Source organism: Alloyangia pacifica, from assembly GCF_003111685.1.
GTDB classification, from domain to species: domain Bacteria; phylum Pseudomonadota; class Alphaproteobacteria; order Rhodobacterales; family Rhodobacteraceae; genus Salipiger; species Salipiger pacificus_A.
In genome coordinates, this window is sequence record NZ_CP022191.1 from 80,472 (window position 1) to 106,403 (window position 25,932).

General features: G+C 64.1%; 25 protein-coding genes and 1 pseudogene. 13 read left to right on the plus strand and 13 right to left on the minus strand.

Annotation, left to right across the window (positions count from 1 at the left end; genetic code table 11):
- Nucleotide 1: 1 nt before the first annotated feature.
- The 3 genes from CEW88_RS19545 to CEW88_RS19555 form a co-directional block, all read right to left on the minus strand.
- Nucleotides 2-1,090, minus strand: a complete 1,089-nt coding sequence (locus CEW88_RS19545) for a 4-oxalomesaconate tautomerase (protein ID WP_108970058.1) — start codon at nucleotides 1,088-1,090, stop codon at nucleotides 2-4.
- A gap of 19 nt (nucleotides 1,091-1,109) precedes the next feature.
- Nucleotides 1,110-3,140 (minus strand): tripartite tricarboxylate transporter permease, encoded by a 2,031-nt coding sequence (locus tag CEW88_RS19550; RefSeq protein ID WP_108970059.1) that lies wholly within the window; start codon nucleotides 3,138-3,140, stop codon nucleotides 1,110-1,112.
- An 83-nt stretch (nucleotides 3,141-3,223) separates the two neighbouring features.
- Entirely contained in the window at nucleotides 3,224-4,300 is a 1,077-nt protein-coding gene (locus CEW88_RS19555) for a tricarboxylate transporter (protein WP_108970060.1), read from the minus strand.
- A 149-nt stretch (nucleotides 4,301-4,449) separates the two neighbouring features.
- On the opposite strand from CEW88_RS19555, the gene CEW88_RS19560 reads away from it, so the two are divergent.
- The 3 genes from CEW88_RS19560 to CEW88_RS19570 are packed head-to-tail and all read left to right on the plus strand — an operon-like array spanning nucleotide 4,450 to nucleotide 6,683.
- A complete protein-coding gene (locus CEW88_RS19560; protein ID WP_108970061.1) occupies nucleotides 4,450-5,121 on the plus strand; it encodes a response regulator transcription factor in 672 nt (223 codons plus the stop codon).
- A gap of 28 nt (nucleotides 5,122-5,149) precedes the next feature.
- On the plus strand, nucleotides 5,150-6,493 hold the full coding sequence (locus CEW88_RS19565; RefSeq protein ID WP_108970062.1) for a sensor histidine kinase: 1,344 nt from the start codon (nucleotides 5,150-5,152) through the stop codon (nucleotides 6,491-6,493).
- Nucleotides 6,494-6,521: 28 nt separating this feature from the next.
- The gene (locus tag CEW88_RS19570) at nucleotides 6,522-6,683 is read left to right on the plus strand and encodes a hypothetical protein (RefSeq protein ID WP_217626485.1); all 162 of its coding nucleotides are present in this window, start codon (nucleotides 6,522-6,524) and stop codon (nucleotides 6,681-6,683) included.
- Nucleotides 6,684-7,024: 341 nt separating this feature from the next.
- On the opposite strand, the gene CEW88_RS19575 is transcribed toward CEW88_RS19570, so the two are convergent.
- Together CEW88_RS19575 and CEW88_RS19580 are read right to left on the minus strand one after the other, a co-directional pair.
- Nucleotides 7,025-7,942, minus strand: a complete 918-nt coding sequence (locus CEW88_RS19575) for a DUF6635 family protein (protein ID WP_108970063.1) — start codon at nucleotides 7,940-7,942, stop codon at nucleotides 7,025-7,027.
- Between the two features lie 227 nt (nucleotides 7,943-8,169).
- Nucleotides 8,170-8,829: a DsbA family protein gene (locus CEW88_RS19580; RefSeq protein WP_108970064.1), complete on the minus strand. Its 660-nt coding sequence runs from the start codon at nucleotides 8,827-8,829 to the stop codon at nucleotides 8,170-8,172.
- Nucleotides 8,830-8,926: 97 nt separating this feature from the next.
- Between CEW88_RS19580 and CEW88_RS19585 the strand changes: the two genes are divergently transcribed.
- Nucleotides 8,927-9,829, plus strand: a complete 903-nt coding sequence (locus CEW88_RS19585) for a LysR family transcriptional regulator (protein WP_254694564.1) — start codon at nucleotides 8,927-8,929, stop codon at nucleotides 9,827-9,829.
- A 38-nt stretch (nucleotides 9,830-9,867) separates the two neighbouring features.
- On the opposite strand, the gene tnpC is transcribed toward CEW88_RS19585, so the two are convergent.
- From tnpC to CEW88_RS19620, 7 genes and pseudogenes are all read right to left on the minus strand, one after another.
- Nucleotides 9,868-11,451, minus strand: a complete 1,584-nt coding sequence (gene tnpC, locus CEW88_RS19590; RefSeq protein WP_108970065.1) for an IS66 family transposase — start codon at nucleotides 11,449-11,451, stop codon at nucleotides 9,868-9,870.
- A 54-nt stretch (nucleotides 11,452-11,505) separates the two neighbouring features.
- A pseudogene (gene tnpB / locus CEW88_RS19595) lies at nucleotides 11,506-11,896 on the minus strand (IS66 family insertion sequence element accessory protein TnpB).
- Nucleotides 11,890-12,297, minus strand: coding sequence for an IS66-like element accessory protein TnpA (tnpA, locus tag CEW88_RS25155; RefSeq protein ID WP_302664677.1), 408 nt, complete (start codon nucleotides 12,295-12,297; stop codon nucleotides 11,890-11,892). The pseudogene tnpB and the gene tnpA overlap by 7 nt, the downstream one beginning before the upstream one ends.
- 238 nt (nucleotides 12,298-12,535) lie before the next feature.
- A complete protein-coding gene (locus tag CEW88_RS19605) occupies nucleotides 12,536-12,667 on the minus strand; it encodes a DUF2474 domain-containing protein (protein WP_108970066.1) in 132 nt (43 codons plus the stop codon).
- Nucleotides 12,667-13,674: a cytochrome d ubiquinol oxidase subunit II gene (gene cydB, locus CEW88_RS19610; RefSeq protein ID WP_108970067.1), complete on the minus strand. Its 1,008-nt coding sequence runs from the start codon at nucleotides 13,672-13,674 to the stop codon at nucleotides 12,667-12,669. The genes CEW88_RS19605 and cydB overlap by 1 nt, the downstream gene beginning before the upstream one ends.
- A gap of 2 nt (nucleotides 13,675-13,676) precedes the next feature.
- Nucleotides 13,677-15,086 carry a cytochrome ubiquinol oxidase subunit I gene (locus CEW88_RS19615; protein ID WP_108970068.1) on the minus strand — a complete coding sequence of 470 codons (1,410 nt, stop codon included), beginning with the start codon at nucleotides 15,084-15,086 and terminating at the stop codon, nucleotides 13,677-13,679.
- Between the two features lie 115 nt (nucleotides 15,087-15,201).
- On the minus strand, nucleotides 15,202-16,629 hold the full coding sequence (locus CEW88_RS19620; RefSeq protein WP_159099684.1) for a PLP-dependent aminotransferase family protein: 1,428 nt from the start codon (nucleotides 16,627-16,629) through the stop codon (nucleotides 15,202-15,204).
- A 318-nt stretch (nucleotides 16,630-16,947) separates the two neighbouring features.
- Between CEW88_RS19620 and hemA the strand changes: the two genes are divergently transcribed.
- From hemA to CEW88_RS19635, 3 genes are read left to right on the plus strand one after another with little or no spacing between them, the layout of a single operon-like run.
- A complete protein-coding gene (gene hemA, locus CEW88_RS19625) occupies nucleotides 16,948-18,189 on the plus strand; it encodes a 5-aminolevulinate synthase (protein ID WP_108970070.1) in 1,242 nt (413 codons plus the stop codon).
- Complete coding sequence (locus CEW88_RS19630) at nucleotides 18,186-19,358, plus strand: aminotransferase class I/II-fold pyridoxal phosphate-dependent enzyme (protein ID WP_108970071.1); 1,173 nt, start codon at nucleotides 18,186-18,188, stop codon at nucleotides 19,356-19,358. The genes hemA and CEW88_RS19630 overlap by 4 nt, the downstream gene beginning before the upstream one ends.
- A 20-nt stretch (nucleotides 19,359-19,378) precedes the next feature.
- On the plus strand, nucleotides 19,379-19,753 hold the full coding sequence (locus CEW88_RS19635; protein ID WP_108970072.1) for a DUF983 domain-containing protein: 375 nt from the start codon (nucleotides 19,379-19,381) through the stop codon (nucleotides 19,751-19,753).
- Between the two features lie 10 nt (nucleotides 19,754-19,763).
- On the opposite strand, the gene CEW88_RS19640 is transcribed toward CEW88_RS19635, so the two are convergent.
- Nucleotides 19,764-21,131, minus strand: coding sequence for a PLP-dependent aminotransferase family protein (locus tag CEW88_RS19640; RefSeq protein WP_108970396.1), 1,368 nt, complete (start codon nucleotides 21,129-21,131; stop codon nucleotides 19,764-19,766).
- 270 nt (nucleotides 21,132-21,401) lie between these two features.
- On the opposite strand from CEW88_RS19640, the gene CEW88_RS19645 reads away from it, so the two are divergent.
- From CEW88_RS19645 to CEW88_RS19670, 6 genes are all read left to right on the plus strand, one after another.
- Nucleotides 21,402-21,884, plus strand: a complete 483-nt coding sequence (locus CEW88_RS19645) for an MSMEG_0572/Sll0783 family nitrogen starvation response protein (RefSeq protein WP_108970397.1) — start codon at nucleotides 21,402-21,404, stop codon at nucleotides 21,882-21,884.
- A 108-nt stretch (nucleotides 21,885-21,992) separates the two neighbouring features.
- Nucleotides 21,993-23,000 carry a Nit6803 family nitrilase gene (locus CEW88_RS19650; RefSeq protein WP_108970073.1) on the plus strand — a complete coding sequence of 336 codons (1,008 nt, stop codon included), beginning with the start codon at nucleotides 21,993-21,995 and terminating at the stop codon, nucleotides 22,998-23,000.
- The gene (locus CEW88_RS19655; protein ID WP_108970074.1) at nucleotides 22,993-24,138 is read left to right on the plus strand and encodes an MSMEG_0568 family radical SAM protein; all 1,146 of its coding nucleotides are present in this window, start codon (nucleotides 22,993-22,995) and stop codon (nucleotides 24,136-24,138) included. The genes CEW88_RS19650 and CEW88_RS19655 overlap by 8 nt, the downstream gene beginning before the upstream one ends.
- Complete coding sequence (locus CEW88_RS19660) at nucleotides 24,135-24,686, plus strand: MSMEG_0567/Sll0786 family nitrogen starvation N-acetyltransferase (RefSeq protein WP_108970075.1); 552 nt, start codon at nucleotides 24,135-24,137, stop codon at nucleotides 24,684-24,686. Before CEW88_RS19655 ends, CEW88_RS19660 begins: the two co-directional genes overlap by 4 nt.
- Nucleotides 24,683-25,651, plus strand: a complete 969-nt coding sequence (locus CEW88_RS19665; protein WP_108970076.1) for a sll0787 family AIR synthase-like protein — start codon at nucleotides 24,683-24,685, stop codon at nucleotides 25,649-25,651. Before CEW88_RS19660 ends, CEW88_RS19665 begins: the two co-directional genes overlap by 4 nt.
- Nucleotides 25,644-25,931, plus strand: a complete 288-nt coding sequence (locus tag CEW88_RS19670) for an MSMEG_0570 family nitrogen starvation response protein (protein WP_108970077.1) — start codon at nucleotides 25,644-25,646, stop codon at nucleotides 25,929-25,931. Before CEW88_RS19665 ends, CEW88_RS19670 begins: the two co-directional genes overlap by 8 nt.
- Nucleotide 25,932 lies beyond the last annotated feature (1 nt).

Below are 25,932 nucleotides of genomic sequence, written 5' to 3' on the forward strand. Positions count from 1 at the left end.
GTCAGCGACCCTTCCAGACAGAAGCAGGCACGTAGACGAGCCCGTCCGCAAGCTTGCGCGCAGTACGCAGCAGCCCGGCGGAGTTGAGGGTGAAGTGGTTGTTCAGCTCAAAGTCCACGAGCACCTCGATATTACCGGAGGCATGTTCCAGAACCACGTTTGCAGGGCTTTCCGTGGGCCGCTCCAGCATTCCATCGGCGACGGTTCCGGGGGTCAAAGCACAGGACGCTAGGCATTGCGATCCCGTCACCGCCATCGAGGGATGCGTCGTCCAAGGCATGAAGTAACGTGTACAGATCGTGCCTCCATCGCGGGCCTGCGCCAGCAGACCGAACTTCGGTGTGACGGATTGCGAAACATCCCCCATGCCCATCGCGGCTCCCGCGAGGCGCCGCACGCTCTCCATCCGGGCAAAGAAGTCCCGGTTCGCGTCCAGCTCCGACACGGTTTCATATCCGGTCAGGCCGAAATCGGCGGCGCGGGCAATGACCATCGGCATCGCCACGTCCATGCAGGTGACCTCGATGCCCTCGAATGTGTCGCGCAGGTTTCCCGTGGGCAGAAAGGCACCGGTCGAAGATCCCACCACTCCCATGAAGTTCAGCGCAATCGGTGCGGCGGTGCCAGGAACCCCGGCGATGGCCGTGTCACCCTCGTAGCGCACCGCCCCGCCTGGGGTCTGCACCCGGGCAAGCACGCGTGCCCCGGTATTGACGGCGCGAATGCGGACCTCGGTATCGTCGCCGGACGGGGTGACAATACCCATTTCGATTGCGGCCGGGCCGACCCCCGACAGGATGTTGCCACAGGTGGGCTTGAAGTCCACGAGCCGGTCCTCGACCGAAACCTGGGCAAAGAAGTAATCCACATCCGCCCAGTCATCCTCCGACGGCGCAAGCATGGCGACCTTCGTGGTCACGGCGACGCCGCCGCCGATGCCGTCGATGTTGATCGCATTGCCCGAGCCAACCGCCGCGATCAGCACCTCGGCGAGGGTCTCACGGTCGTCCGGCAGGTCGGCGCGGTTGAAGTAGGGTCCCCGCGAGGTGCCACCACGCATGAAGACAAAAGGAATGCCTGTCTGTGTCATGTCATTGTCTCCGGAAGGATCATTTCAGCGGCCAGGGGAGATCGACGGCGTGCTGCAGCAGCCCCGGCGGGAAGTCGCGGTTCAGCGCGCCACCCATCACGCACATCAGCGTGATGCCGGCGGCCGTCAGGATCAGCGCCTTCGGCCATGCGGCCTGTGCCCGAACCCTGAGGAAGGTCACGAGGAAGCCGGCCAGCGCGAGGATGAAGCCAAGGAAATATGTCGCGACGATCAGCCCGCCGAACCAGGCAAGCGTGCCCCAGAGCCCGTAGGGCGCGTCAGCGTCCTCGCCCGCCATTTCCTTGTCGGCAAAGATGGTGTCACCCTCGGGCCGCAGGATCATCTGCACCAGCAGGATGAGCAGCGCGGCCAATGTGACGCCGCCGATCACCAGCGGCACGATCTTGTCCGTCATGTTGTAATCGGGGATCGCGTTGGCGTTGATCAGAGCGGTGACGACATAGGCCATGATGACCATCAGGAAGATAACCGGCGCGCGCTTGGACCCCGACTGCACGTCGCCCTCGGCCATGATGGTCTTGGCTTGGCGAAGACCCAGCACCACCGAAACGACCGTGATGATGAGCAGAACGATCACGATCGGCGAGAAGAGGTAGTCCATGCCTTCCTCGAAAGACTTGCGGAAGCGGAAAGACGCGATCTGGAACGCCTGGTTCGAGAACTTCTCGACCGGGTTCGAGAGCACGAAGCCGATCAGGAAGGCCGGACGCGACCAGTCGAAGCGGCGCAAGAAAATGCCGATCAGACCGATGGCAAAGAGCGCGAGGATGTCCTCGAAGTTCTGCCCCGACTGGAAGGCCGCGAAGGCGATCAGCATGAAAAGGAACGGCGCGAGGTAGGTGAAGCGGATGGTGGTCAGCTTGGCGATGCCGCCCGAGACGCCGATGCACAGAAGCGTGCCGACGACATTGGCCAGCGCTAGCAGCCAGACGATGGAATAGGTGATGTCGAGGTTGTCACGCAGCATCGCCGGGCCGACCTCGATGTCGCCCGAGCCCAGCAGGGCTATGGCACCGATGAAGATCGCCATCGAGCCCGATCCGGGAATGCCGAACAGCAGCGTCGGAACCAGCCCGCCGCCCTCCTTGGCGTTATTCGAGCTTTCCGGCCCGATGACGCCGCGGATCTCGCCCTTGCCGAATTGCGACTTGTCCTTCGTGGTCTGGACAGCGTGGCCGTAGGCGATCCAGTCCACGACCGAGCCGCCGAGACCGGGGATCACCCCCACGACAACGCCGATCAGCGAGCAGCGCACCGACAGCCACTTGTTGGCGAACCAATCGCGTACGCCGTCCATCCAGCCGGCGCCGAGGGAGGCATCCTTGGCGATGGAACGGTCCTGCCTCAGCAGAGACACGATCTCGGGCACGGCAAAGATACCCAGGCCCACGATTACCAGTTGCAGACCGTCCGTCAGGTAGGGGAAGTCATAGCTGGCCATGCGCAACGAGCCGCCCGCATCGGCCACGCCGATGGTGCCGATCAGCATGCCGAGACCCGCCGCCGCGAGACCTTTCAGCGCAACGCGCCCTGCGAGCACGGCCACCATGGACAGGCCGAGGATCGAGATCATCAGCATTTCCGGCAGGCCGAAGGCCAGGACCAGAGGACGTGCGACCACGATGAACAATGTCAGGAACACCGCGCCTACGAGACCGCCGAATAGCGAGGCGGTGAAAGCCGCCGACAGCGCCCGCGCCGCCTGCCCCTTGCGCGCCAGCGGAAAGCCGTCGAGCACGGTGGCCTGGGACGCAGACGAGCCGGGAATGCCCATGAGCACCGATGAGAAGGTGTCCGAGGTCGGGACCACGGCCACCATGCCGACCATCAGCGCAAGGCCGTAGACCGGCTCCATGCCAAACATGAAAGGCAGGAGCAGCGACAGACCGGCGATGCCGCCGAGACCGGGAAACACGCCGACGGCAAGGCCCATGACCACGCCCAGAACCAGGTACCCCAGAACGACAGGTTGCAAGATGAGAGCCCATGCGTCGGCAAGCGCCGGCAGGGCGGTCGCGAAGAGTTCCATCGCACCGTTCTTTCGGTTGAGTTTTCAGGGGAAAAAGGGGCTGCGGGTCCCGGCCGTAAGGACGCGACCCGCAGGTGTGTCGATTACTCGATCGTCACGCCGTAGGAGTCCTTGAGCCAGTCGATCACATAGGCCTTAGCCTCAGCGCTCACGGTGGTGGCTTCGTCTGTGGCCTTCTTTGCGCCTTCGCCGACGAACATCTGGTACTCACCGACTTCGTTCGAGGAAATCTCTGCAAAATCCGCGCGCGCGCGCACCGCCTCGAAGGCTGCGACATAGGTATCGATCACCTCCTGCGGTGTACCCTTGGGCAGGAATGCGATTTTCTGCGACGGATAGCCGGCGATGAAGAAGGCCTTCCATGCGTCCCAGGCGACACCTTCGGTCTCGCAGCCTTCGGTGGCAGCGCAAACTTCCTTGAAGGAGGGCATGTCGGGGAAGGTGGGATCACGCACGATCGCACCTTCCTCGTCCAGCGCGCCCCAAGTCATCATCGGAACGGCGGTGCCTGCCTCGACCAGATCCGAAGCGCCGGACAGGTAACCGGAGGATGTCTGGTAATCGATCGTGGCTTCGCCGCGCTCGAACATCAGCCGGCCGTCGCCGCGACCTTTGATGCCGAAGACCGGCTCCACCTTCATACCCAACAGTTCCCAGGCCAGTAGCGGAACGAGATCGAGACCGGTGGCCCCCTGCGAGCCGAAGATCAGGTCCACGTCCTGCAGCGCGTTTGCCGAGCCGTCGAACTTTGCGCCGTCTTCCGGGTTCAGATAGGCGACGCCGCCGGTGCCGGTCGCCATGACCGGGATCCAGTCCTTGAATTCGTAGCGCACGCGGGGGTCGCTCAGCAGGTAGGGAAACTGCGTCGACCCAGACGAGCCGAAGAGCATCGTTCCGTCCTTGTGCTCCTGCTCCTGGAACCAGTTCGCGCCTTTCGTCGATCCGGCACCCGGCATGAACTTCACCACCACGGTGGGCTTGCCCGGCAGTTCCTGAGACAGGAGCGGCGCGAAAAAGTTTGCCCACTTTGCCGATCCGCCGGTTTCCGAGAAGGGGATCACCCATTCAATCGTCTTGCCGGAAAAGTCGACTTCGGCCAGCGCCGGGCCAGCCATGAGTGCAAGGCCGGCAACGTTAGCTGCGAGGTTCTTGATGGTCATTGGTATCCTCCCGTAGAGCTCGGCGCGGCGCATCCACGTACGACGCTCCAAGTGATAGTGTTTTAAGGGAAACGATTCCCTCCTCCGATGCCGCCAATGTGCCGTTCCAACCTTGCGCGAAACTTGCGCAACATGACAAAGAAGTAATCATGCGTATCGCCGTCATCGAAGACAACGAGGCTCTGGCCCACGGAATAGCCTTCCGTTTGCGGGACCGTGGACACTCGGTAGACCTGCTCCATGACGGCGCGGAAGCCGATGCCTTCCTGGCTCAGGAGGGCGCGGATCTCGTCGTTCTGGACCTGAACCTGCCGCAAATGGACGGGATCGAGGTGCTCCGGGCCTTGCGACGCCGCGGCGACGGAACGCCAGTCATCCTGTTGACAGCGCGCTCGGAGACGGCCGAGCGGGTGGCCGGATTGGATGCCGGGGCGGACGATTATCTGACCAAACCCTTCGAGATGGACGAGCTCGAGGCGCGCCTCCGCGCGATGGCGCGGCGCAAGAACCTTGAATTCGCAGCGCGCGAACCGCTCGGCCCCTTGGTTTTCGACCGCGCTGGCCGTCAGCTCTTGCAGGACGAGCAACCGCTCGACATCCCGCGCAAAGAGATCGCTACCCTCGAGTGCCTGCTTGAGCGGCGCGGGCGCCTCGTCTCCAAGTCACAGCTCATCAGCCATGTCTACGGAACTGGCTCTGACGCGGACGACACTGCCATCGAGCCGCATGTCTCGCGTCTGCGAAAACGGCTCGACCCCTTCGGGATACGGATCAAGACAGCGCGCGGGCTCGGATACATGCTGGACGTCGATGGTGATTAAGCCTCGCGGAAGGTGGCGCCGCAAGACCATGTCACTTCGGCTGCGGCTGTTCCTGGTGATCTTGCCTCCGCTTCTGGTCGTTGCCGTTTTGCTTGGCCTCTGGCGTTTCGCAGCGGCGCAAGAGACCTCAGAAGAGCTGTTCGACCGCAGTCTCCTTGCCGCGGCGCTTGCGATTTCGCGAGATGTGGCGATCTCCGATGGCGATGCCCTTTCGCCGAGTACCCGAAACTTCATCTCCGACGCAGGCGGGGGAGAGATCTTCTACCATGTCACCGGACCGGGAGGCTACTACGTGACGGGATACGCCTATCCCCCGCGCGCCACCGGGCAGCTGAGCCGGGAGATGCCCAGCTACTACGTGGCCGATTATCGGGGCGAGGAAATGCGCGTCCTGCGCATGATCGAGGACCGCACCATCGGCAACCTCTCGGGCGAGACCGTCGTGACCGTCTGGCAGCGCGTGAGCGACCGTCAGGCTTTCGCCCGGGAGCTGGCTCTGCGAGCCATTGGTATCATGGCGGGCTTGATGGCCACGCTGGCTCTGGTGATCTGGTTCGGCGTCCAGATCGGCCTGCGGCCCCTCAACGACCTGCAGGAAGCCATCCGCCGTCGCTCTCCCGACGAACTCGGGCAAATCCGCCGACCGGTTCCAAAAGAGGTCGCCGGGGTGGTCTCGACCCTCAATCGCCTCTTCGGACAGGTGCGCGACAGCATCGAGGTGCACCAGGCGTTCATATCCGACGCCGCCCACCAGTTGCGGAACCCGGCCGCGGCACTTTTGGCCCTTGCAGAGACCTTGCCCGATGTCGGGGACGACGGCGAGCGCAGCGCCCGCCAAGCCGAACTGATCTCCGCCGCGCGCGCCTCTGCGCGCCTGGCGAACCAGTTGTTGCAGCTTGAACGCCTGCGCTATGGCGATGGCGGCACACTTTCCTGGTTCGACTTGAACGATGTGGTGGAACAAGCCTGCCAAGGTCTCGCGCACGCTGCACTGTCCCGCGATATTGAATTCTCTTTGGAGCGTTGCGCGCAGAGGCTGATGATGGACGGGGACCCCACACTCCTTGGAGAGGCGATCACCAACCTCTTGGAAAACGCCCTGCGCCATGGCGGCGACGAGATGACTAGAATTTCGGTGCGAACAGCCATGGAGGGCGATGTGATTACCGTCACGGTGCAGGACGACGGCTTGGGCATTCCGCTTGACCAGGCTGAGACGGCGTTCCGCCGGTTCTCACAGTTGCGCAACGGCGAGGGAACCGGCCTTGGACTTGCGATCGTTGAGCAGGTGATGCGCAAACACCGCGGCAGCGTGCGGCTGGAGAGCGTGGAAAAAGGTACCAGCGTGCGTCTCGAAGTGCCGCACGCGTAGGGGTTTCGCCGGTGACGGGAGCGGCCTTTTGCGTGCCGACGTGGCTGCAATCCTCTCCGCGGCACTCGGCTGCCGGAGCCAGACCGGAACCGACATGCTCTTCGAACAGATCCCCGCCTATCTCGAGTTCTTCGACCTGCCGACCACCGCCCCCAAGACCTTGCACCGCGTTGCCCGCATCGCCCACTGAGCAACGCGCTCTTTGCGGCGACGCGGGTCAACTCGACAGCCGCATTCTTCCGGCGGGCAAGGTCGAAATATGTAACGAGGCCTGCCGTGCCCAGTCAGCCCACTCCGCGATCATCAGCTCTAGGAATGAGTTCGCGCCCAAGCGGGGGGGGACCCTGCTTGGGCGGCGGGAAGCCCAACAGCATCGGGTCTAAGGGCTGCGAGATCGACCAGAAGATGCTCGGAAGGAAAAGGCCATGCAAAGCTACCGGCCGCTTCAAGGAGGTATGGGGCCGTGCCGGGCACCTGGTACTTTAGGTGCTTGTGCGATGACGCTCGTTCAGGGCTAATCTAAGGCTGACCTCAGCGGAAGTGCCTGAACAGTCCACCGGCGATATCAGCGATGTCGAAGACCCGCGCATAGAGATGTTCGCGGGCCGCGAAGGGCGCTGTATCCGACCCTGTCATGTCCCGCTCCACCGCGGTGACCAACCGGCGTAGACGGGCCTGGTGAACACCGAGCCGGGTCTGGACGGGATCGGCCAGGATGCCCGCAAAGGCCGTGACGATGGCCGCCGTGACGATCAGCATCAGGGCGACCGTGACAATGGCCAAAGGCGCGGCGCCGACAGGGAACGCGCCATACCATAGCCCGCCCAATCCACGCCCGAGCGGGAAGTTCCCGATCGCAGCGTCCAGAGCGTAGGTGTCGGCCAGCGCAGGCGCCAGGGACAGCATGCCCGGCGTCAGGCGATGGAACAGCCATGCCCCGAAACAGATTGTCAGCAAAGCCGTGGTTATTTCGGCGACGGCCGACCGGGTGCCGGTGTAGGTCTTGATGGTCGTGGCGGCCCGCTCCGCCCGCCTGCGCGTCTCATCCTCGCTCAGCGAAGCGTCAGCTCGAAGCGGAGGAGCCTCAGCGAAGCGACCGGCAATCGAGCGTCCCGGGCCGGCCGGCAGGGCAAAGACATGCTCGAGAAGCCCCTCCTCCACCGCGCGAGCCGTACGCGTGGGCAGGATCAGGTGGACGTACCCCAGAAGGCCTGCGGCGCGTCTCAGGCGCACCATCCGCAACAGGAGGGCGACGAGGCTCAGGAGCGCATGCAGAGGCGCCAGGACCACGTTGAGCGGAGCGCAGAGGACATCCAAACCCAGGGCCCTGCGATGCAGCCGAGCCGAGCCCGCGAGGGAGAAGGTCGATGCAACATGACCATCGACGCGCGCCCGCGCCTCGGCAAAGTAGTCTACGGGCTCCGAGGGCTGGGTCGCTTCGCGCTGCATTGTCGTCCTCTCACCGGGCCGAGCCCCCCTGCCCGCTCCGTTCGCAGATAAGACGCCCGCGGCCGGCTTCCAAGCCATGAGCAATGCCTAGGCCACCCATCAATAGCGTCGTGCTCAGACCAGATAGGATTGGGCCTTTCTGCTGACAACCCAGTCAGGAAACTCCGCGATCATGGTGTGCAAGGCCCGGACGGGAGACCTTCATGAAGGTCTCCCAGGATTTGAGGTCAAGCGCGTTCCCATATGGCGGCGAGGACGGCGGCGCCTCCCGCGTAGAGGGCCTGACTGTCAACAGCGCGCACGCCGCGGTCATCCGTGACGATCAGTTGAGGGATGCCTTGCAAACCGAGCGCCGCCATGACCTTTTTACCCTCAGCGATGCGGCGGTCGGTCTCAATGTCCAGCGCCGGGTCATCGGTGATCTTGACCCGGAAGGCCGCCTCATCGATCTCTTTTCCCGTAGCTTGTGCCACCTCCACGGCGACACCCGCAACCACCTCCGACCGCGACGTGTCCCGGCCCTCGACATACCGCGCCGTCTGCGCCGCGTGCAGGAAACGTGGCTCCAACGCGGGGTCGATGCTTCCGATTGCCACAAGAGCCCGCGTCAGGGCTTGCGAGCTGAACACGCCGCCGCGCGCTCGCATGATCCCTTGGTGGTAAGCGTCGGTGAAGGGCTGGCCGGTCAGCGCCTCTATGCGCCCGTCGTTCTTGCGGGCATGGTCCGCGATTGCAGCAACAGGCCGAGGGTCAACGAAAAGGCCAGTCGGCATCAGCCGCAGGCGATCTCCATGGGTTTCGGCGAGGCGTTTCAGCGCAGGCGCGGCTGCATAGCACCAGCCACAGAGGGGATCGAAAAGGTAAGTGAACCGGGTATTCGGGGTCATGGCGCGTCCTCTTTTGTCTCTCGCCCATCTGGTGTTTCCTCGTTCGGAAATATAGCCCAGAGTAAGCGCCTCAGTGTTGCACAGAGCGAGCATATAGATGCTGGACCGGATCATCGCCGCGCGCGTCTTCATCGAGACGGTGGAACGCGGCAGCGCCACAGCGGCCGCGAACGCACTAGGCATGTCGCGCGCGATGGCATCACGCTATCTGACCGCCATGGAGGATTGGGCGGGCACGCGCCTTCTGCATCGCTCGACCCGCCACATGTCGCTGTCCCCCGCCGGGGAGACCGCCCTCGCCCGCTGCCGCGAGTTGATCGAGGTCGCGGACGGCATTTCCGGCCAGGCCACCGATACGGCCATGCCGCAGGGCGAGCTTCGCGTCGCCATGCCCGGGGCGTTGGCCGACGCGATCTTTTTGCCGATGCTCCGCGACTTTGCCGAGCGCTATCCCAAAGTGTCCATCGACCTCCAGGTCACCGACCGCATTGTCGACCTCGTGCAAGACCGGATCGATGTCTCGCTCCGCATCACCGGATCGCTCGACCGCGCTGTGATCGCGCGCCGGCTCGGCAACGTCACTTCGGTTTTCTGCGCCGCACCCGCGCTGCTGTCGAAGGTCGGCATGCCGGCCGACCCGGAGTCACTTTCGGATCTGCCTTGCGTGGCCTACGCGCAGTTCGGTGGCAAAACCTGGAGTCTCTCGGGCCCGGATCGGACGACAAAGGTCGAGATCTCGGGCCCGTTGCAGACCAATGAAACCTACCTGCTTCTGCGCGGTGCGCTCGAGGGGATCGGCATCGTCATGCTCCCGACCTTTGTCGCTGCGCCTCACATCGCCAGAGGAAACCTCTTGCGTGTCCTGCCGGATTGGCAGCCGGCTCCGCTATCGCTCTTTGCGCTCTATGCATCCCGTCGGAACCTGCCCGCCGGCACCCGCGCCTTCATCGATTATGTTGCCGAGATGATAGGTCAGAACCCGATGTTCCGGTCGAACTGAGCGATTGGAGGTAAGCGGCGTCTGCGCCCCACCGGAGTTCAGCTTGACGGCGTGCAGTTCCACGGCAGGAGCTCGTCGATCCGGTGCGCAGGATGGCCTGCCGCGATCGCCTTGAGCGTCGCCTTGAGGTAGGCGAAGGGCTCGACGCCGTTGATCCTTGCGGTGGCGATGAGCGAGGCGATGCGGCCCCAGGTGCGTCCGCCTTCATCGTGCCCAGCAAAGAGTGCGTTCTTCCGTGTCAGGGCGATCGGCCTGATGAGGTTCTCCACGGCATTGGAGTCGATCTCGACGCGGCCGTCCTGCAGGAAGGTCTGCAGCCCGTCCCACTGCCGGTGGATGTAGGCGAGTTTCTCTCCGAGGCGGGACTTGGCGGAGACCCGGCGGCGCTGGAGTTGCAACCATTCGCCGAACTCGGCCACCAGCGGCGCGGTGCGTGTCTGTCTTGCCGACAGGCGCTGTCCCGGTCCCATGCCGCGGATCTCGGTCTCGATACGGTAGAACTCGGCGATCCGGCGCAGCCCCTCGGCGGCGACCTCCGATCCGTCGCGGTCAAAGACTTCCTTCAGCTTTCGGCGCGCATGTGCCCAACAGTGTGCAACCGTGATCGGCGCCCCGCCCGTGCGCGAGGGGCGCGTCAGCCGATCGTAGCCGGCATAGCCGTCCAGCTGCAGGATGCCGTCAAAGCCCTGCAGGATTTGTTCCGCGTGCGCCCCCGCGCGACTGGGATGGTAGGTGAAGACTACGCCGGGCGGGTCCTCTCCGCCCCAACCGCGATCATCACGCGCCAGGGCCCAGAGGTAGCCGGTCTTGGTTCGGCCACGGCCCGGGTCGAGGACCGGGGCCGTAGTCTCGTCCATGAAGAGCTTTCCCGAGCTCTTCAAATGCTCGGCGAGCCGGTCAACCACCGGGGCAAGGTGGAAGGCCGCGGTGCCGACCCAATCGGCGAGCGTGCTGCGCTGGAGCTCGATCCCGGAGCGCGCGAGGATCTGGCTCTGGCGATACAAGGGCAGATGGTCGGCGAACTTGGCGACGAGCACATGCGCGATGGCGCCCTCGGTCGGTAGCCCGCCCTCGATCAGGTGGGCGGGGGCCGGAGCCTGGGTGATCCCTTCGGCGCAGGCACGACAGGCATACTTTGGCCGGACCGTCACGATGACGCGGAGCTGGGCCGGCACGATGTCCAGCCGCTCGCTGCGGTCGTCACGCCAAAGGCGTGCTTGCAGCACGACGCCGATCCGGTGCATCGTGCCGCAGCCGCACGGACAGTCCAGGCTGGCCGGCTCGATCACCTGCTCGGTCCGGGGGAGTCCTTCGGGCAGATTGCCTCGGTTGCGCCGGGCGCTCTTGGCTCGCCGCGGACCGGACGCGGCCGGGGTGTCTTCATCCTGCTGCGCCTCGGCCTCGGCGACGGCAGTTTCCAGGTCCTCGAAGGCCAGCTGCCGCTCGTCCTCGCTGAGCCTCTCGGACTTCTTGCCATGCACGACCTGGTTCAGCTCGGCGACGAGATGCTCGAGGCGCTTGTTGGCTTCCCTGAGTGCATCGCGCTCACGCAGCACGGCCAGAACAGCTTCACGCTGGTCTTCCGGAATGGCCGACAGGTCGAGGGATGGGGCGCTGGACATGGCGGGATCATACCCTGCTCCCGTCCTCGGCAGGCAGGCTTTCCCGCCCCTGAGTCATTCTGCCACAGCCGGGCGGCGCGTCTCCAGGGACCGCACCCGCCGCCAATCCAGCGCGGCGAACAGCGCCTCGAACTGGGCGCGGTTCAGCGTCATCGCCCCATTCCGGATCGCGGGCCAGGTGAAGGTGCTCTCTTCCAGCCGCTTGTAGGGTGAGCCATTGCGTCGCCATGCGTTCGAGACCGATGGCGAACACGAGGCCGCTGCCGTCCCAGAACAGGAGCTTCATCCGGTCCGCGCGCTTCGCCCGGAAGACGAAGACCGCACCGGTGAAGGGATCCTCGGCCAGGGTCGACTGCACCAGGGCCGCCAGGCCATCATGTCCCTTGCGGAAGTCTACCGGCTTCGTCGCCACCAGGATGCGGACGCCTTGGGACGGCATCAGCATGTCGGTGCTTCCAGAGCATGCACGATCGCGGCGATCCGATCTGCCGGCATGTCGGGCGACAGCTCGATCTGCATCGCTCCCCTAATGATCCGGATCATATGCTCGGGCCTCGCGCTCGTCGGCTTGTTCCTCTCGGCCGGATCGCAAACGACCAGCGGCGCGAAGACCGGCTCGCCGATCTCCTCGGCGGGGAGAACCAGCTGTCCGTGCTTTGCCAGGCGCCGCCAGGCCGAGAGCTGGTTCGGGCGGACGCCATACCGACCGGCCACAGCATACACTGTCGCCCCCGGCTCCAAGGTCTCTGCCACAGCGCGAGCCTTAGCATCGTCCGGCCAGCGCCGGTGACCCGACGCGTAGATCTCGACGCCCAGAGATTTGAGAAACGAATTTGTGGCGCACATTGCGAAACGCACTCCCCATCATGAGATGGGTATCACCTCGCAGCGCCAGAGCTCATCTACAACGTGGGCCGCAGACGCCGCTTACGATTGGAGTTGCTTTGACGCAAGACGATGTGCGGGCAGAGCTGCAGCAGTGCCTCCGATGAGCGCAGACGTGCCTCCGAGGCGGCATGAAACACCTTGATGCCTTCGCTATCTGCGAGCGCGTCGGGCCGTAGTCTTTTCCGAGATGGCGCGCTTAAACCGTCAGGCCCGCCGCGGTCATCATCAACCTGAAGCCGTAAGCGAAGGCACCCATCGCCAGGACGCTGGCGAGCCAGATCAAGATGAGCCACCTGAGCCGCGACCACCTGCGTTGAGAGGGCGTCATCAGTGCATCTCCTCGCCCGGAAGAACCTTTCCGCGAAATACGAAGTAGGACCAAGCCGTGTATCCAAGAATGAACGGAATGATGAAGAGCGCCCCGACCAAGGCAAAGCCAAGACTTTGCGGGGGAGCGGCAGCGTCCCAGATCGACACGCCGGGCGGGATGATGTTCGGCCAGAGGCTGATAATGAGCCCCGAGTACCCGAGGAACACCAGGATGAGCGCGAGCACGAAGGGCTTCCAGTCATGTCGTGTAGCGAGGCTGCGAAACAGCGCGATCGAGACCAGCGCTACCAGCACTGGCACCGGCGCAAAGATCAATAGGTTTGGAAGAGTGAACCAGCGGGTCGCGACAGCCGAGCTGGCCAGGGGGGTCCAGAGGCTCACGATCCCCATGGCAGCCAGCAGGAGACAGAGCACCGGCCGCGTCAAGGCCCGCATCCGCCGCTGCAGCTCTCCTCCGGTCTTGAGGATCAGCCAAGTGGAGCCCAGCAGCCCGTAGGCTGCGATCAGTCCTACCCCGGTGAAAAGGCTGAAAGGAGTCAGCCAATCAATGGAACCCGCACCAAGCGCGCGGGCCGGGTCCATGAATGCCCCGATGAATGCGCCCAGAGAGATCCCCTGCGCGAGGGTCGCAATGTAGGAGCCCCAGATGAAGGCCTTGTCCCAAAAGGCCTTGTGGCCATCGACCGCCTTGAAACGGAACTCGAAGGCAACCCCGCGCCAGATCAAGCCACAGAGCATGGCCACGAGCGGCAGGTAGAGTGCGCTGAGGAGTTGTGCATAGGCTGCGGGAAATGCGGCCATCAGCCCTGCCCCGCCGAGAACGAGCCAGGTTTCGTTGCCATCCCAAACCGGCGCCACAGTGTTGACCATTGTGTCCCGGTCCAAGCGGTTGCGCACGAAGGGAAAAAGGATGCCGATGCCGAGATCGAAGCCATCCATGAAGATGTACATCATGACGCCGAAACCGATGATCAGAGCCCAGATGAGTGGAAGATCGATACCCATTCTCAGAACTCCCTTTGGTCAGCGTGGGATTGAAGGTCAGCCGGGACCGCCGAAAGCGGCCGTGCGGGACGTCCGCCTATGGCTGTATGGTCGCTGGCCTGCGGACCATGACCAATCAGCTGCAGCATGTAGTACACACCAGTGCCGAAGACGAAGAAGTACATCACGACGAAGATCGCCAAGGTGGTGGTCAAGGCGAGTGTCGAGTGGTCGCTGACCGCGTCACGGGTCCGCATTATTTCATAGATCACCCAGGGCTGACGACCAACCTCGGTGGTGATCCAGCCTGCCAGAATGGCGATCAGCCCGGAAGGCCCCATCAGGACAGCGGCCCGCAGGAAGAGCCGGTTCTCGAAAAGTGTGCCGCGCTTGCGCAACCAAAGACCTACGAGAGCAAGGCCAATCATCGCGAAGCCGAGCCCGACCATGACCCGGAACGACCAGAAAACAATCGTGGCGTTTGGCCGATCCTCTTTTGCAAAGTCTTTCAGGCCCTTGATCTGCCCATCGAAGCTGTGGGTCAGGATGAGGCTGCTCAGGCGTGGGATCTCGACAGCGAAACGGGTGGTCTCCGCTTCCATGTCCGGCCAGCCGAAAAGGATCAGCGGCACGCCTTCTCCCGACTGGTTTTCCCAGTGGCCCTCCATCGCCGCGACCTTCGCCGGCTGGTGTTCAAGCGTGTTAAGGCCATGTTGATCCCCCACCACGGCTTGCAGCGGCGCCACGATGAGCAGCATCCAAAGCGCCATTGAAAACATCTTGCGCACTTCGGCAGATCGATTGCCGCGCAGCAGGTGCCAGGCTGCGGAAGCGGATACGAAAAGCGCCGTTGCAAGAAAGGCAGCCGTCACCATGTGTGCCAAGCGATAGGGGAAAGACGGATTGAAGACGACCTTCAGCCAATCGGAAGGAATGACGGAGCCGTCCACGATTTCAAACCCTTGCGGCGTCTGCATCCAGCTGTTCGAGGCCAGGATCCAAGTCGCCGAAATCAGCGTGCCGATGGCAACCATCACGGTGGAGAAGAAGTGCAGGTTTGGTCCGACCCTGCTCCATCCAAATAGCATCACGCCCAGGAAGCCCGCCTCCAGGAAGAAAGCGGTCAAGACCTCGTAGGCCAGAAGCGGTCCGGTGACGGATCCCGCGAACTCCGAGAAATGACTCCAGTTGGTCCCGAACTGGTAGGCCATAACCAGCCCGGAGACGACACCCATCGCGAAGTTGACCGCGAAGACCTTTGACCAGAATTGGTAGAGGGAACGGTAGACCGCAGAACCGGTCCTGAGCCAGCGCCATTCCAGCACGGCGAGGAAGCTGGCAAGTCCGATCGTGATCGCCGGGAAGATGATGTGGAATGACACCGTAAACGCGAACTGAACGCGGGCCAGTTCGAGCCCTGTTAAGCCAAGCATGCGCCGGACTCCCTTTTTTCCTGACTACTGCGCTGCTCTGCGGGGCACGCGGAGGCACGGCCCGGGAGAGTTTTCCAACGCCGGTGTAGACCGGTCTTCGTTTCATGGCTCTCCATCAGACAACCGCTCGAATTTCGGAGGTGGGCTGTGAGAGGAGGGTGGAGAGTACATCAAGCGCCGCTTTGAGCGAGGCGTGGTCCCGAGGTGTTCCGAAAGACAGCCTCACGGCATCGCGGCGGCTCTCTCCGACCGCGAATGCGGAATCTGGTGCGACGATGACACCCGCGCGCCGCGCCTCATCGGCGAATGCGTCGGAGTTCCACCCGGCGGGAAGCTGCAACCATCCGTGCGGGCCGACCTGGTCCGAGAAGAACTTGGCGCCTGTGCTCCCGCTCTTGAGAGCGGCTCTGGCGATCCGCTGCCGCGCCGTATTTTCCTGTGCGACATCGCGGCAAATCATCTCGGCGGAGCCATTCGAGAGCCAGCGCCGCACCAGCGCTACGGAAATCGGCGGCGGGTTCAAATGCGTCGCACGAAAAACGCCGGCCAGGCGGTGCGCATCCGCTGCGGAAGGCGTGAGCACATAGGCCATACGCAATGCGGGGCTGAGCACTTTCGACACTGTCGCCACATGCCACGTCAGCTCGGGAACCCGCGAGGCGAAGGCCCTAGGCCCATTGGGTCTGAGAGCGCTGTAGGGCGCGTCCTCGACAATCGCGACGCCATGCGTCTGAGCAATCCTTGCAATGGCCGTCCGACGCGGCTCGGTCAGTGTTGCCGTTGTCGGGTTGTCGATATCCGGAGTGAGGTAGAGCGCCTTAATCGGGTGAGACCCGCGGTCGCCGCGCCAGCAAGCTTGGGCGAAGGCATCCGGTAGAATGCCTTCCTCATCCTGCTCCAAAGCGACAGCTTCAAGATTCAGATCTCGGATGATGGCCCTCGTACCCGGATACACCAGGCTCGGAACGCAAACGTGGTCATCGGGTCGGCATAGGAGATGGAAGATCCCGAACAGGGCAGCCTGCGCTCCGGCAGCGACGAGGGTGCGGTCGCGCTGCACACTGTCGATACGCTGCTTCAGCCAATTGACGCCTGCTTGCATATCCAGATCGCGACCTACCTCTGTCGGGTAGTCCAAAACGCTTGGATCCTCAGCCAGCAGGCGGTCAAGGTCGCGCCGCAGCGTCGCGGCGAACGCGTGGGTTCGGCCCACTGGCGGATTGTTCATCCCGAGGTCGAGAGTCACCTTTCTTTTTACGTATGTATTCGTGCTCTGAGGGAATACTTGCGGCGCATCTGGCGGCCAGAGGGCGAATGTCCCCCGCCCGGCGCGGGCCCGTATCAGGCCGCGCTGGCGCGCCTCGGCAAATGCCCGGGTGACCGTTGTAAGATCGACCGACAAGTCCCGCGCTATGGCGCGTTGGGATGGGAGGAGCGTACCGGGCTTCACCCGACCTTCCAGAATATCCTGCTCCAGCGCCTCGACGATTCCAAGGTACTTGCTTCTCGATGACTTGAGAATTCTGGGGTGCCAGGAGGTCATTTTCGACTCACGGTATGCATACAATGCTTGGATAGTATGCATTAGCGTCCATACTATCAATCGACATAGGAGCTTCAAAACGCCGCAGTTCAAGATCTCGGCGGCGCACAGAATTTAGGAGTTCCCCTGGATCAGGTGATTTTTTCGTTTCTGTACCGCGCGCTAGCCGCTCACCGCCTCCTGCGTTTTGGAAAGCCATCTCCATCTCAGCATCCATACACAAGCTATCAAAGATGAGGATAGACTTGCATTGTATGCCTATTGTACATACACCTCGCCACAGAAGCACCCTGCGCTGCACCGCCAAGGAGATCAGCCATGACCGACGCAACTCCGTTCACCAAACTCCTCGAAGAGTTGAAGCTGGATGGCCGCTACCGGACCTTCGCTCAGCTCGAGCGGATCGCCGGCGCCTTTCCCATGGCGCGCTGGCACGGGTCCGGCGGAGAAAGCCGGACCGTGACAGTGTGGTGCAGCAACGATTACCTCGGCATGGGGCAGCATCCCGACGTTCTGTCCGCGATGCACGAGGCATTGGACCTCTCCGGCGCGGGCTCGGGTGGTACGCGGAATATCTCGGGCACGGGCCGGCAGCATGTCGCACTGGAAACAGAGCTTGCCGATCTTCACGGCAAGGAAGCAGCACTGCTGTTCACCTCCGGCTGGATCTCAAACCTTGCGGCACTCGGCACACTCGGGTCTGTTTTGCCTGGGTGCGTGATCTTATCAGACGCTCAGAACCATAATTCGATGATCGAAGGCATCCGGCGCTCCGGCGCGGAGAAGCGGATCTTCCGCCACAACGACATTGCCCACCTCGAGGAACTTCTCGCCGCTACAGATGCGGACCGACCAAAGCTGATCGCCTTCGAGAGCGTCTACAGCATGGACGGAGATGTCGCGCCGATCCGAGAGATTTGTGACCTTGCAGAAAAATACGGGGCTCTGACCTACCTCGACGAGGTTCACGCTGTCGGCCTCTACGGACCACAGGGTGGCGGCATTGCTGAACGCGAAGGCATCGCCCACCGCCTGACGCTCATCGAGGGTACGCTGGCAAAGGGTTTCGGCGTGATCGGGGGCTATGTGACCGGACCCGAGGCACTGATAGATGTCATCCGCAGCGTCGCAAACAGCTTTATCTTCACCACATCGCTTTGCCCTCACATCGCCGCAGGCGCGCTCGCATCGATCCGGCATGTCCGCACCCGCGAGGACCTCAGGCAGAAGCAGGCCCAGATTGCGGATACCCTGAAGCTCGAGCTTCGGCAGGCCGGCTTCCCGGTGATTGAGACAAGCACCCACATCGTGCCGCTGGTTGTGGGGGAGGCGCATCTCTGCAAGGCGATCAGCGATCGCCTGCTCGAAGACCACTCGATCTACGCGCAGCCGATCAATTATCCGACAGTCGCCGTCGGGCAGGAAAGGCTCCGCCTCACCCCCACCCCCTTCCACACCGAGCACCACATCCGCGAGCTGGTAGACGCGCTCATCCAAGTGAGTGCGGAGCTGAACTGGTCGCGCGCGGGCGAAGCAGTCGCCCCACGGAGAGTGGCATGATATTCCACGCTCACCACCCAATGGCCAAAACCATATCCGATAGCGCTGCCGGCGCTTATGCGCTCGGACCCGCGGGCTACCCCCAGGCCGAGCGTGGAGACGACCTTGCCGAGAAGCAGAAGGTCACGCTCTGGACCTCAGGCGACGCACTTGGCACTGCCGGCATGTCAGCGTTGCATCGCGCAATCTCCGACGGGGTAGAGTTTCACGGCGCGGGAAACGGAGCAGAACTTCCCGGCTCACACCCTGCCCGGCTCGCTGCGGAACAGTGCCTGGCACACTGGCACAGACAGCCGGCTGCTCGTGTCTTCCTCGGCGGCAACGGCATTCTAACTTCGCTCGCCCACGCGCTCCGCGAAGCAGCGGGTCCATACAACATCCTGCTCTCGGATACGGTGCCGCATCCCCTCGCATGGGCGAGCCTACCCGTAACACGCTTCGATCCGAGCGACCCCGAGAGCCTCGTCAATGCACTTGAGACCTTGGGTAAGGAGCGCCCTGTGCTCGTCGTGCTGGAGACCGTGAGTTCGCGTGACGGCTCCATCGCACCGCTGCCCGACATTTGCTCCGCCGCCGAAGCCAACGGCGCCCTCGTCATTGTTGATGAAACCCACGCGTGCGGCGCATATGGACCCTCGGGTGCGGGTATCGCCACCGATCAGGGCTGCGCTGAGCGTATCTCGCTGCTCTGCAACGCGGGCCCGGGCTCTCTGGGTCTTCCGCTGGGCTATTTGGCCGGTGACGCGCAGCTTCTTGAATTGGTCACGGCGCAAGGCCACTCCAACTCAAGCGCGTGCCCGCCAGCCTTCCTGCTGGACGCGCTGCCGACCGCCATAGGTCTGGTGCAGAAGCGCGACGACCTTCGCGCCAGGCTGGCCGCGCTCTCCCGCGAGTTGCGCGCGGCTCTGGCCTACCTCGGCCTTCCGATCTCGACTGGATCGTCGCACGTGATTTGCATCGAGGTGGGCGATCCCAGGCAAACCCGGCTCGCGACCAGCCTGTTGCGAGACCACTACGGCATTCAGGTCACTCCCGTCCTGCCTCCCGAGGTCGCCCCCGGACAGGAACACCTTAGGATCATCTGCTCGGCACGTCACACCAGCGACCATATTGAGGCCCTCACGCTTGGACTTGAAACCCTTGCAGCCGAAATGGGCTGGCTTGGCTGAATCGCCATCAGGAGAAAACCATGACTGACACACATTCCACGACCGACAGAAACATGAAGCTCGCGCTCACACGCGGGCTGAGACTCCGCTGCCCTCGGTGCGGCGAGGGCAAGTTGTTCAAGGGTTATCTAAAGGTTGCCGACTGCTGCGAGGCCTGCGGCCTGGATTACACCCACCAGCGCGCCGATGACGGACCAGCCTACGTGGTCATTCTGATCGTCGGGCATCTCGTCGGATTTACACTGCCTGTCATGTTCGAGTGGATGCGGGACAACCCTGCCCTGCTGGCAGCCTCCGTCTCTGCGCTCGCGGTCGCGCTCTCTTTGCTCATGCTGCCGCGGGTCAAGGGCGGTTTCGTCGCCTTCCAGTGGGCCAAAGAGATGCACGGCTTCTAGGCCCCGCCCCTCAGCCCATGAAGGCGTTGGGCGCAAGCGCATTTCCGAGGAAGTACAAGTTCTCGCGCAGCGTCTCGCGACTTGTCGATCCGCCAAGGCAGACCCGCAGCTTCTCGCCGGGCTGACCCGCGATGGTAAAGGCATCCGAGGGCATCAAGCCCAGATGCCGCCCAGCCATGCGCGCCACGATATCCGCACGACCGGCGCCCTCGGGAAGGGTCAACCAGATATTGAAGGCGTTCTCGGCGGACAGGAAATCGGCCCCCTCCAGCGCTTCGCGGGCGATGGCCTGGCGCGCCGCGCTCTCGGCACGGATGAAGCGACGAATGCCGTCGGCGGTGCCATCCTCGATCCATTGTGTCGTCAGCGCCATCGACAGTGGCGAAGGCATCACAGACAGCGCCCGGATCGCCTGCGCAAGCCGAAAGGCACAGCGCGGCGAAGGGGCGATGGTAAAGGCCAGCCGCAGCCCTGCCCCGATGCATTTCGCCAGCCCGCCGATGTGCCATGTAAGATCCGGCGCCGAGAGCGCGATGGGTGCCGGCGACTTTGCTGGAATGAAGCCATAGGCGTCATCCTCGATCAGCGTGAGCCCCTCTACCCGCAGCACCTCGGCCAGTGCCAGCCGGCGCCCGACCGGGATGGTCAGCGTGGTCGGATTCTGAAGCGTCGGGTTGAGGTAGAGCGCCTTGGGGCGGTGCTCGGCGATGGCTGCGCTCAGAGCCTCGGGCGTGACACCCTCCGCATCCATGTTGAGGCCGATAAGCGTCACACCAAACCGCGCCGCTATATTGCGGATGCCGGGATAGGTGACACGCTCGCACAGCACTGAGTCGCCGGGCTTGGTGATGATCGACAGGATCGCGGCCATGGTGGCATGTGCGCCCGGCGTCACCGCGATGCGTTCCATCGAAGGCACCATGCCGCGCATGCTGAGCCAACTCGAGGCGGCAGTCCGGTCGCGCTCGGAGCCGATGGGGGACTGGTAGCGCAGCAGGTCCACGAGATTGGCTGCCACATAGTCGAGCCCGCCCTTCATGCGGCCTATGAGGTCGGGATCTGTCGGTTCGGGCGGCATGTTCATCGACAGATCCTCCGCGCGCTTGCGCTCGGGATCCGCCGCGGGCGCCGCCGCGCGCTCGGAAATGAAGGTGCCGCGACCGACATGACTGTCGACCAAGCCGCGCGCCTGCGCCTCGGAATACGCGCGCGAGACGGTGGTGAAGTCGATACCGAGACTGGCGGCCAGGCTACGCTGTGGCGGCAGACGGTCCCCGCCGCTCAGAAGGCCCGCCTCGATATCGCGCGCAATCGCGTCAGCGATGGCGAGGTAGCGAGGCTTTCCTGTATCGTTCAGCTGCGGGGACCAATCAATCATCTGCATCCACTCCTGTTGGGCAACAGCCCTACCGGATTGATTCTGGAAATTGAAGGGTCATTGTATGCAAATTCCCGATGGTCGCGCGAATATGACACATCATCTCAGGACAGTTTCGCCTCCAAAATGCACAGGGCCAGGGGGAACCGCGTAAATGCTACGCGAAATGCATGAATATTGCCATGTTTATTGTATGCAAATTGAACTGCGTATTGAGTGCATATCTCACCGCCCTGCATCCTGCCCCTACGAAGCGACATGGAGAGCAAGATGCCCAAGGTTACCAAAGAAGCATACAAGGACGGAGACTTTTTCGTCGACTACGAGGAAAAGGTCTTTGAAGACGTCAAGGCCGACGAGGGGGAGAAGGCACTTGTGACCTTCCACACCGTCGCCTTCGAAGGTTCAATCGGCCTCGTCAACATTCTCAATGCAATCCGCCTCAATCGCAAAGGCTATGAGACGTCGATCCTGCTCTACGGCCCCGGCGTGACCCTTGGCATCCAGCGCGGTTTCCCGACGCTCGGCGACGAGGCCTTCCCTGGCCACCAGAACTTCGCGGTGAACCTCAACAAGTTCATGGGTGAAGGAGGCAAGGTCTACGCCTGCCGCTTCGCGCTGCAGGCGCTCTACGGCCACGGCGAGCCCTCGCTCCTGCCCGGCATCACCCCCATAGCGCCGCAGGACGTGCTCGACTGCATCCTGCTGCACAAGAAGGCCAACGCGGTGATCCTCGACACCTGGACTGTCTGACGAGAACGCCGTGTTCCACGTCCGGGGGCGTCCACTCCGCCCCCGGACGCCGGGCCAATCGCCCCCCCCGGCCCGGCCCCTTTTTCCGACGTCTGCAGAGGCAAGCCCATGCGAACCGACACCATCCGCGCCGCCGCCGTCCAGATCGCCCCGGACCTCTCGGGCCGCGCCGGCACCATCGAGCGCGTGCTCAACGCGATCGCCGAGGCTGCGGGCAAAGGCGCGCAGTTCATCGTCTTCCCCGAGACCTTCGTGCCCTACTACCCATATTTCAGCTTCGTGCTGCCGCCCGTTCAGCAGGGCGCGCCGCATCTGGAACTGATGCAGGAGGCCGTGGTTGTCCCCTCGCCCGAGACGCAGGCCGTGGCCGATGCCGCCCGCAAGCGCGGCGTCGTGGTGGTGCTGGGGGTGAACGAGCGTGATCACGGCTCGCTCTACAACACCCAGCTCATCTTTGACGCCGACGGCACGCTGGCGCTGAAACGGCGCAAGATCACCCCCACCTACCACGAGCGCATGGTCTGGGGTCAGGGCGATGGCGCCGGGCTCAAGGTGGCCGACACAAAGGTGGGCCGCGTCGGGGCGCTGGCCTGCTGGGAGCATTACAACCCGCTCGCCCGCTACGCGCTGATGACCCAGCACGAGGAGATCCACGCCGGCCATTACCCCGGCAGCCTCGTGGGCGACATCTTCCGCGACCAGATCGAGGTCACCATGCGCCACCACGCGCTGGAGTCGGGCTGTTTCGTGGTCAACTCTACCGGCTGGCTCACCGAAGAGCAGATCGCCCAGATCCACCCCGACCCGAAGCTGCAGAAGGCGATGCGCAGCGGCTGCATGACCTGCATCATCTCGCCCGAGGGTCGCCACCTCGCCGAGCCGCTGACCGAAGGCGAAGGCATCTTGATCGCCGATCTCGACATGAAGCTCGTCGCCAAGCGCAAGCGCATGATGGACAGCGTCGGGCATTACGCCCGGCCCGAGCTTTTGTCGCTGGTGCATGACACCCGCCCCGCCGTCACCCGCCACTTCAGAGAGGCCGCACACGTGACGCCTAATAGCACGTCCATGGCCGAGCCCGAACCCCAGCCCGAGGAGGGCCGCCCCGATGCTTGATCACGCCCAGCTCATCAACGAGCTTCAGACACACGGCATGCGCCTCGTCGATCCGCGCGCCGGGCAGGAAAGCCGCCGCGGCGGCGCGGGCCCGTCGGACCACAAGGCGATCACCATCGGCGCGCGCACGGTGATGATCCCGGTCCACACCGCGCCCAGCTTCGACAGCCCCTACATGGTCTCTGCCCCCGACGACACCGGCGAGGCCCGCGTCACCCGCGACGGCACCGAGGTGGCGACCGTGCGCTTCCCGACCCGCGCGAAGTTCTACCAATTGAAGACCGCGGATGGCATTCCCTACAGCCACATCGCCGCGCTGCATTCCAGGGACGTGCTGGCGACCACGGTGCTGCAGACCTGCATCCGCTACGAAAGCCGCAAGAAGACCTGCCAGTTCTGCTCGATCGGGCAAAGCCTCGCGGCGGGCCGCACCATCGCCCATAAGACGCCCGCGCAGCTTGCCGAGGTTGCCAAGGCGGCGGTGGAATTGGATGGCGTCACCCATATGGTGCTGACCACCGGCACCCCGGCAGGCAAGGACCGCGGCGCCAAGGTGCTCTGCGAGAGTGCCGAGGCGATCAAGGCTGCCGTCGATCTGCCGCTGCAAGGCCAGTGCGAGCCACCCGAGGACGACGCCTGGCACCAGCGCATGTATGACGCCGGGATCGACACGCTCGGGATGCATCTCGAAGCGGTAACGCCCGAGGTGCGCGCGCGCATCATGCCCGGCAAAGCCTCGGTTCCGCTGGAGAAATACTTCGCCAGCTTCGAGGCAGCGGTGAACGTATTCGGGCGTGGTCAGGTCTCGACCTACATCCTTGCCGGCCTTGGCGACACGCGTGAGGCGATCCTCGAGATGGGCGAAAAGCTCTGCGCCATGGGCGTCTACCCTTTCGTCGTGCCCTTCGTGCCGATCTCGGGCACGCCGCTGGAAAGCCACCCGGCGCCGTCGTCCGAGTTCATGGCCTCGATCCTACAGCCGCTCGGCCGGATGATCGCAAAAGCCGGGATCCGATCGGCGGACATGAAGGCGGGCTGCGGCAAATGCGGCGCCTGCTCGGCCCTGTCGAGCTATGAGAAACTGAAGGTGCCTGCAGAGGGAACGGCGCAGGAGAAAGCCTTGGGAGCTTCGGCATGATCGAGCTCGAGCAGCGCCTGTTCAACAGCCCGGGCTATTACATCCGCGCCGCCTCGAAACGCTTCGAGGCCGAGGGCGCGGCGGGCCTGCGCCACCGGGTATTTGTCGAGGAGCAGGGCATTTTCCCCACCCACGACCGCGACGACATCGACCTCATCGCCACTCACCTCGTCGCATTGTCGACTTACGCCCATGAGGCCGATCAGGTGGTCGGCACGGTGCGCATCCACGAAGAGGCGCCGCGCCTTTGGTGGGGCTCGCGGCTGGCGGTGGACAGCGACTTCCGCGCCGTGGGGCGGCTCGGGGCCGAGCTGATCCGCCTCGCCGTTCGCACCGCCAATGCGCGCGGCTGCGAACGCTTCCTCGCGCATGTGCAGATGCAGAACGTCACGCTCTTCCGCCGCCTGCGCTGGCGACCGCTGGAAGAGGTGACAATCCACGGCACACCTCACATGAAGATGGAAGCGGATCTGGGCCACTACCCGCCCTGCGCCGATCCGGTCACCGGCTGGTACCACCGCCCCCGCACCCGCGAGCCGCGCACATGAGCGAGGACGATATCTCTGCACTTGCCGAGCGCCTGCGCACTCACCCCTCGATCCGCTCGAAGCTGGGTATCGCGCGGGCGACGCGGGCGCTTGGCCTCACCGCCGCCAGCGCTGGTCGCCCGGGAGATGATGCCGCCGCCCTGCCCCACGACGGCGGCTACGACCTGCTGGCGGGCGAGGGTTTCATCCCCGCCTTCATCGAGAACGATCCATGGTTCGCCGGATGGTGCGCGGTGATGGTGAACCTGTCGGACATCGCAGCCATGGGCGGGCGCAGCGCCGCCGTGGTCGATCAGATCTGGGCCCCGAGCGGCGAGGCCGCCGCGCCGCTGCTGAAGGGGTTGCACGATGCCTCCGCCGCCTATGGAGTGCCGCTGGTGGGCGGGCACACCAACCTTTCCGCCCCGGCGCTCGGTCTCGCGGCCTCGGTCTTTGGCAAGGCGCAGCGGCTGATCACCAGCTTCAATGCGGCGCCCGGCGATCTGCTGATCGCTGCCGTGGATCATCGCGGCAGCTACCGCAACTTCGACAATTTCTGCGCGGCGCTCGACGCGCCGCCGGACCGGCTGCGCCGCGATCTTGAGCTGCTGCCGCAACTTGCCGAAAGCGGGCTGACCCGCGCCGGCAAGGACATCAGCCAGGGCGGCATCATCGGCACCGCGCTGATGCTGGCCGAATGCTCGGGCGTCGGGATCGACATCGACCTTCCCGCCCTCGTCCCGCCGCCGGGCGTGTCGATCGAGCGCTGGCTGCGCAGCTTCCCCAGCTTCGGCTTCCTGCTGGCGGTTGCGCCCGAAAATGCCAACGCCGTCTGCGCCCGTTTCTGCGCGCGCGGCATTGACGCCTGCGCCATTGGGCGCGTGACAGAAGGGTCCGCCGTAACCCTCACGCACGGCCACGAACGCGCCCTCTTCTGGGACCCCGCGCAAACCCCATATCTCGATCTTGGAGCCCGACATGCCTGAAACCTTCTGGACCGTCCGCTGGCCCGATGGCGCAGAGGAAAAGCTCTACTCGCCCTCCAGCGTCGTCGCCGAGCTCTTTGAGCCCGGCCAGAGCTACCCCGTGCCCGACTTCCTGGAGCGCGCCCGCATCGCCATGGAGCGTGCCTCGAACCGGGTGGAGCGCAAGTACGGCTTCGCCTGCAGTTCGGCCATGGACCAGCTCGACCGGATCGAGGCCAAGCTCGCGACATTCAAGGATCAGGAGGGCGCCGAGATCGCCTGCCTGCACATCTCTCAATGAG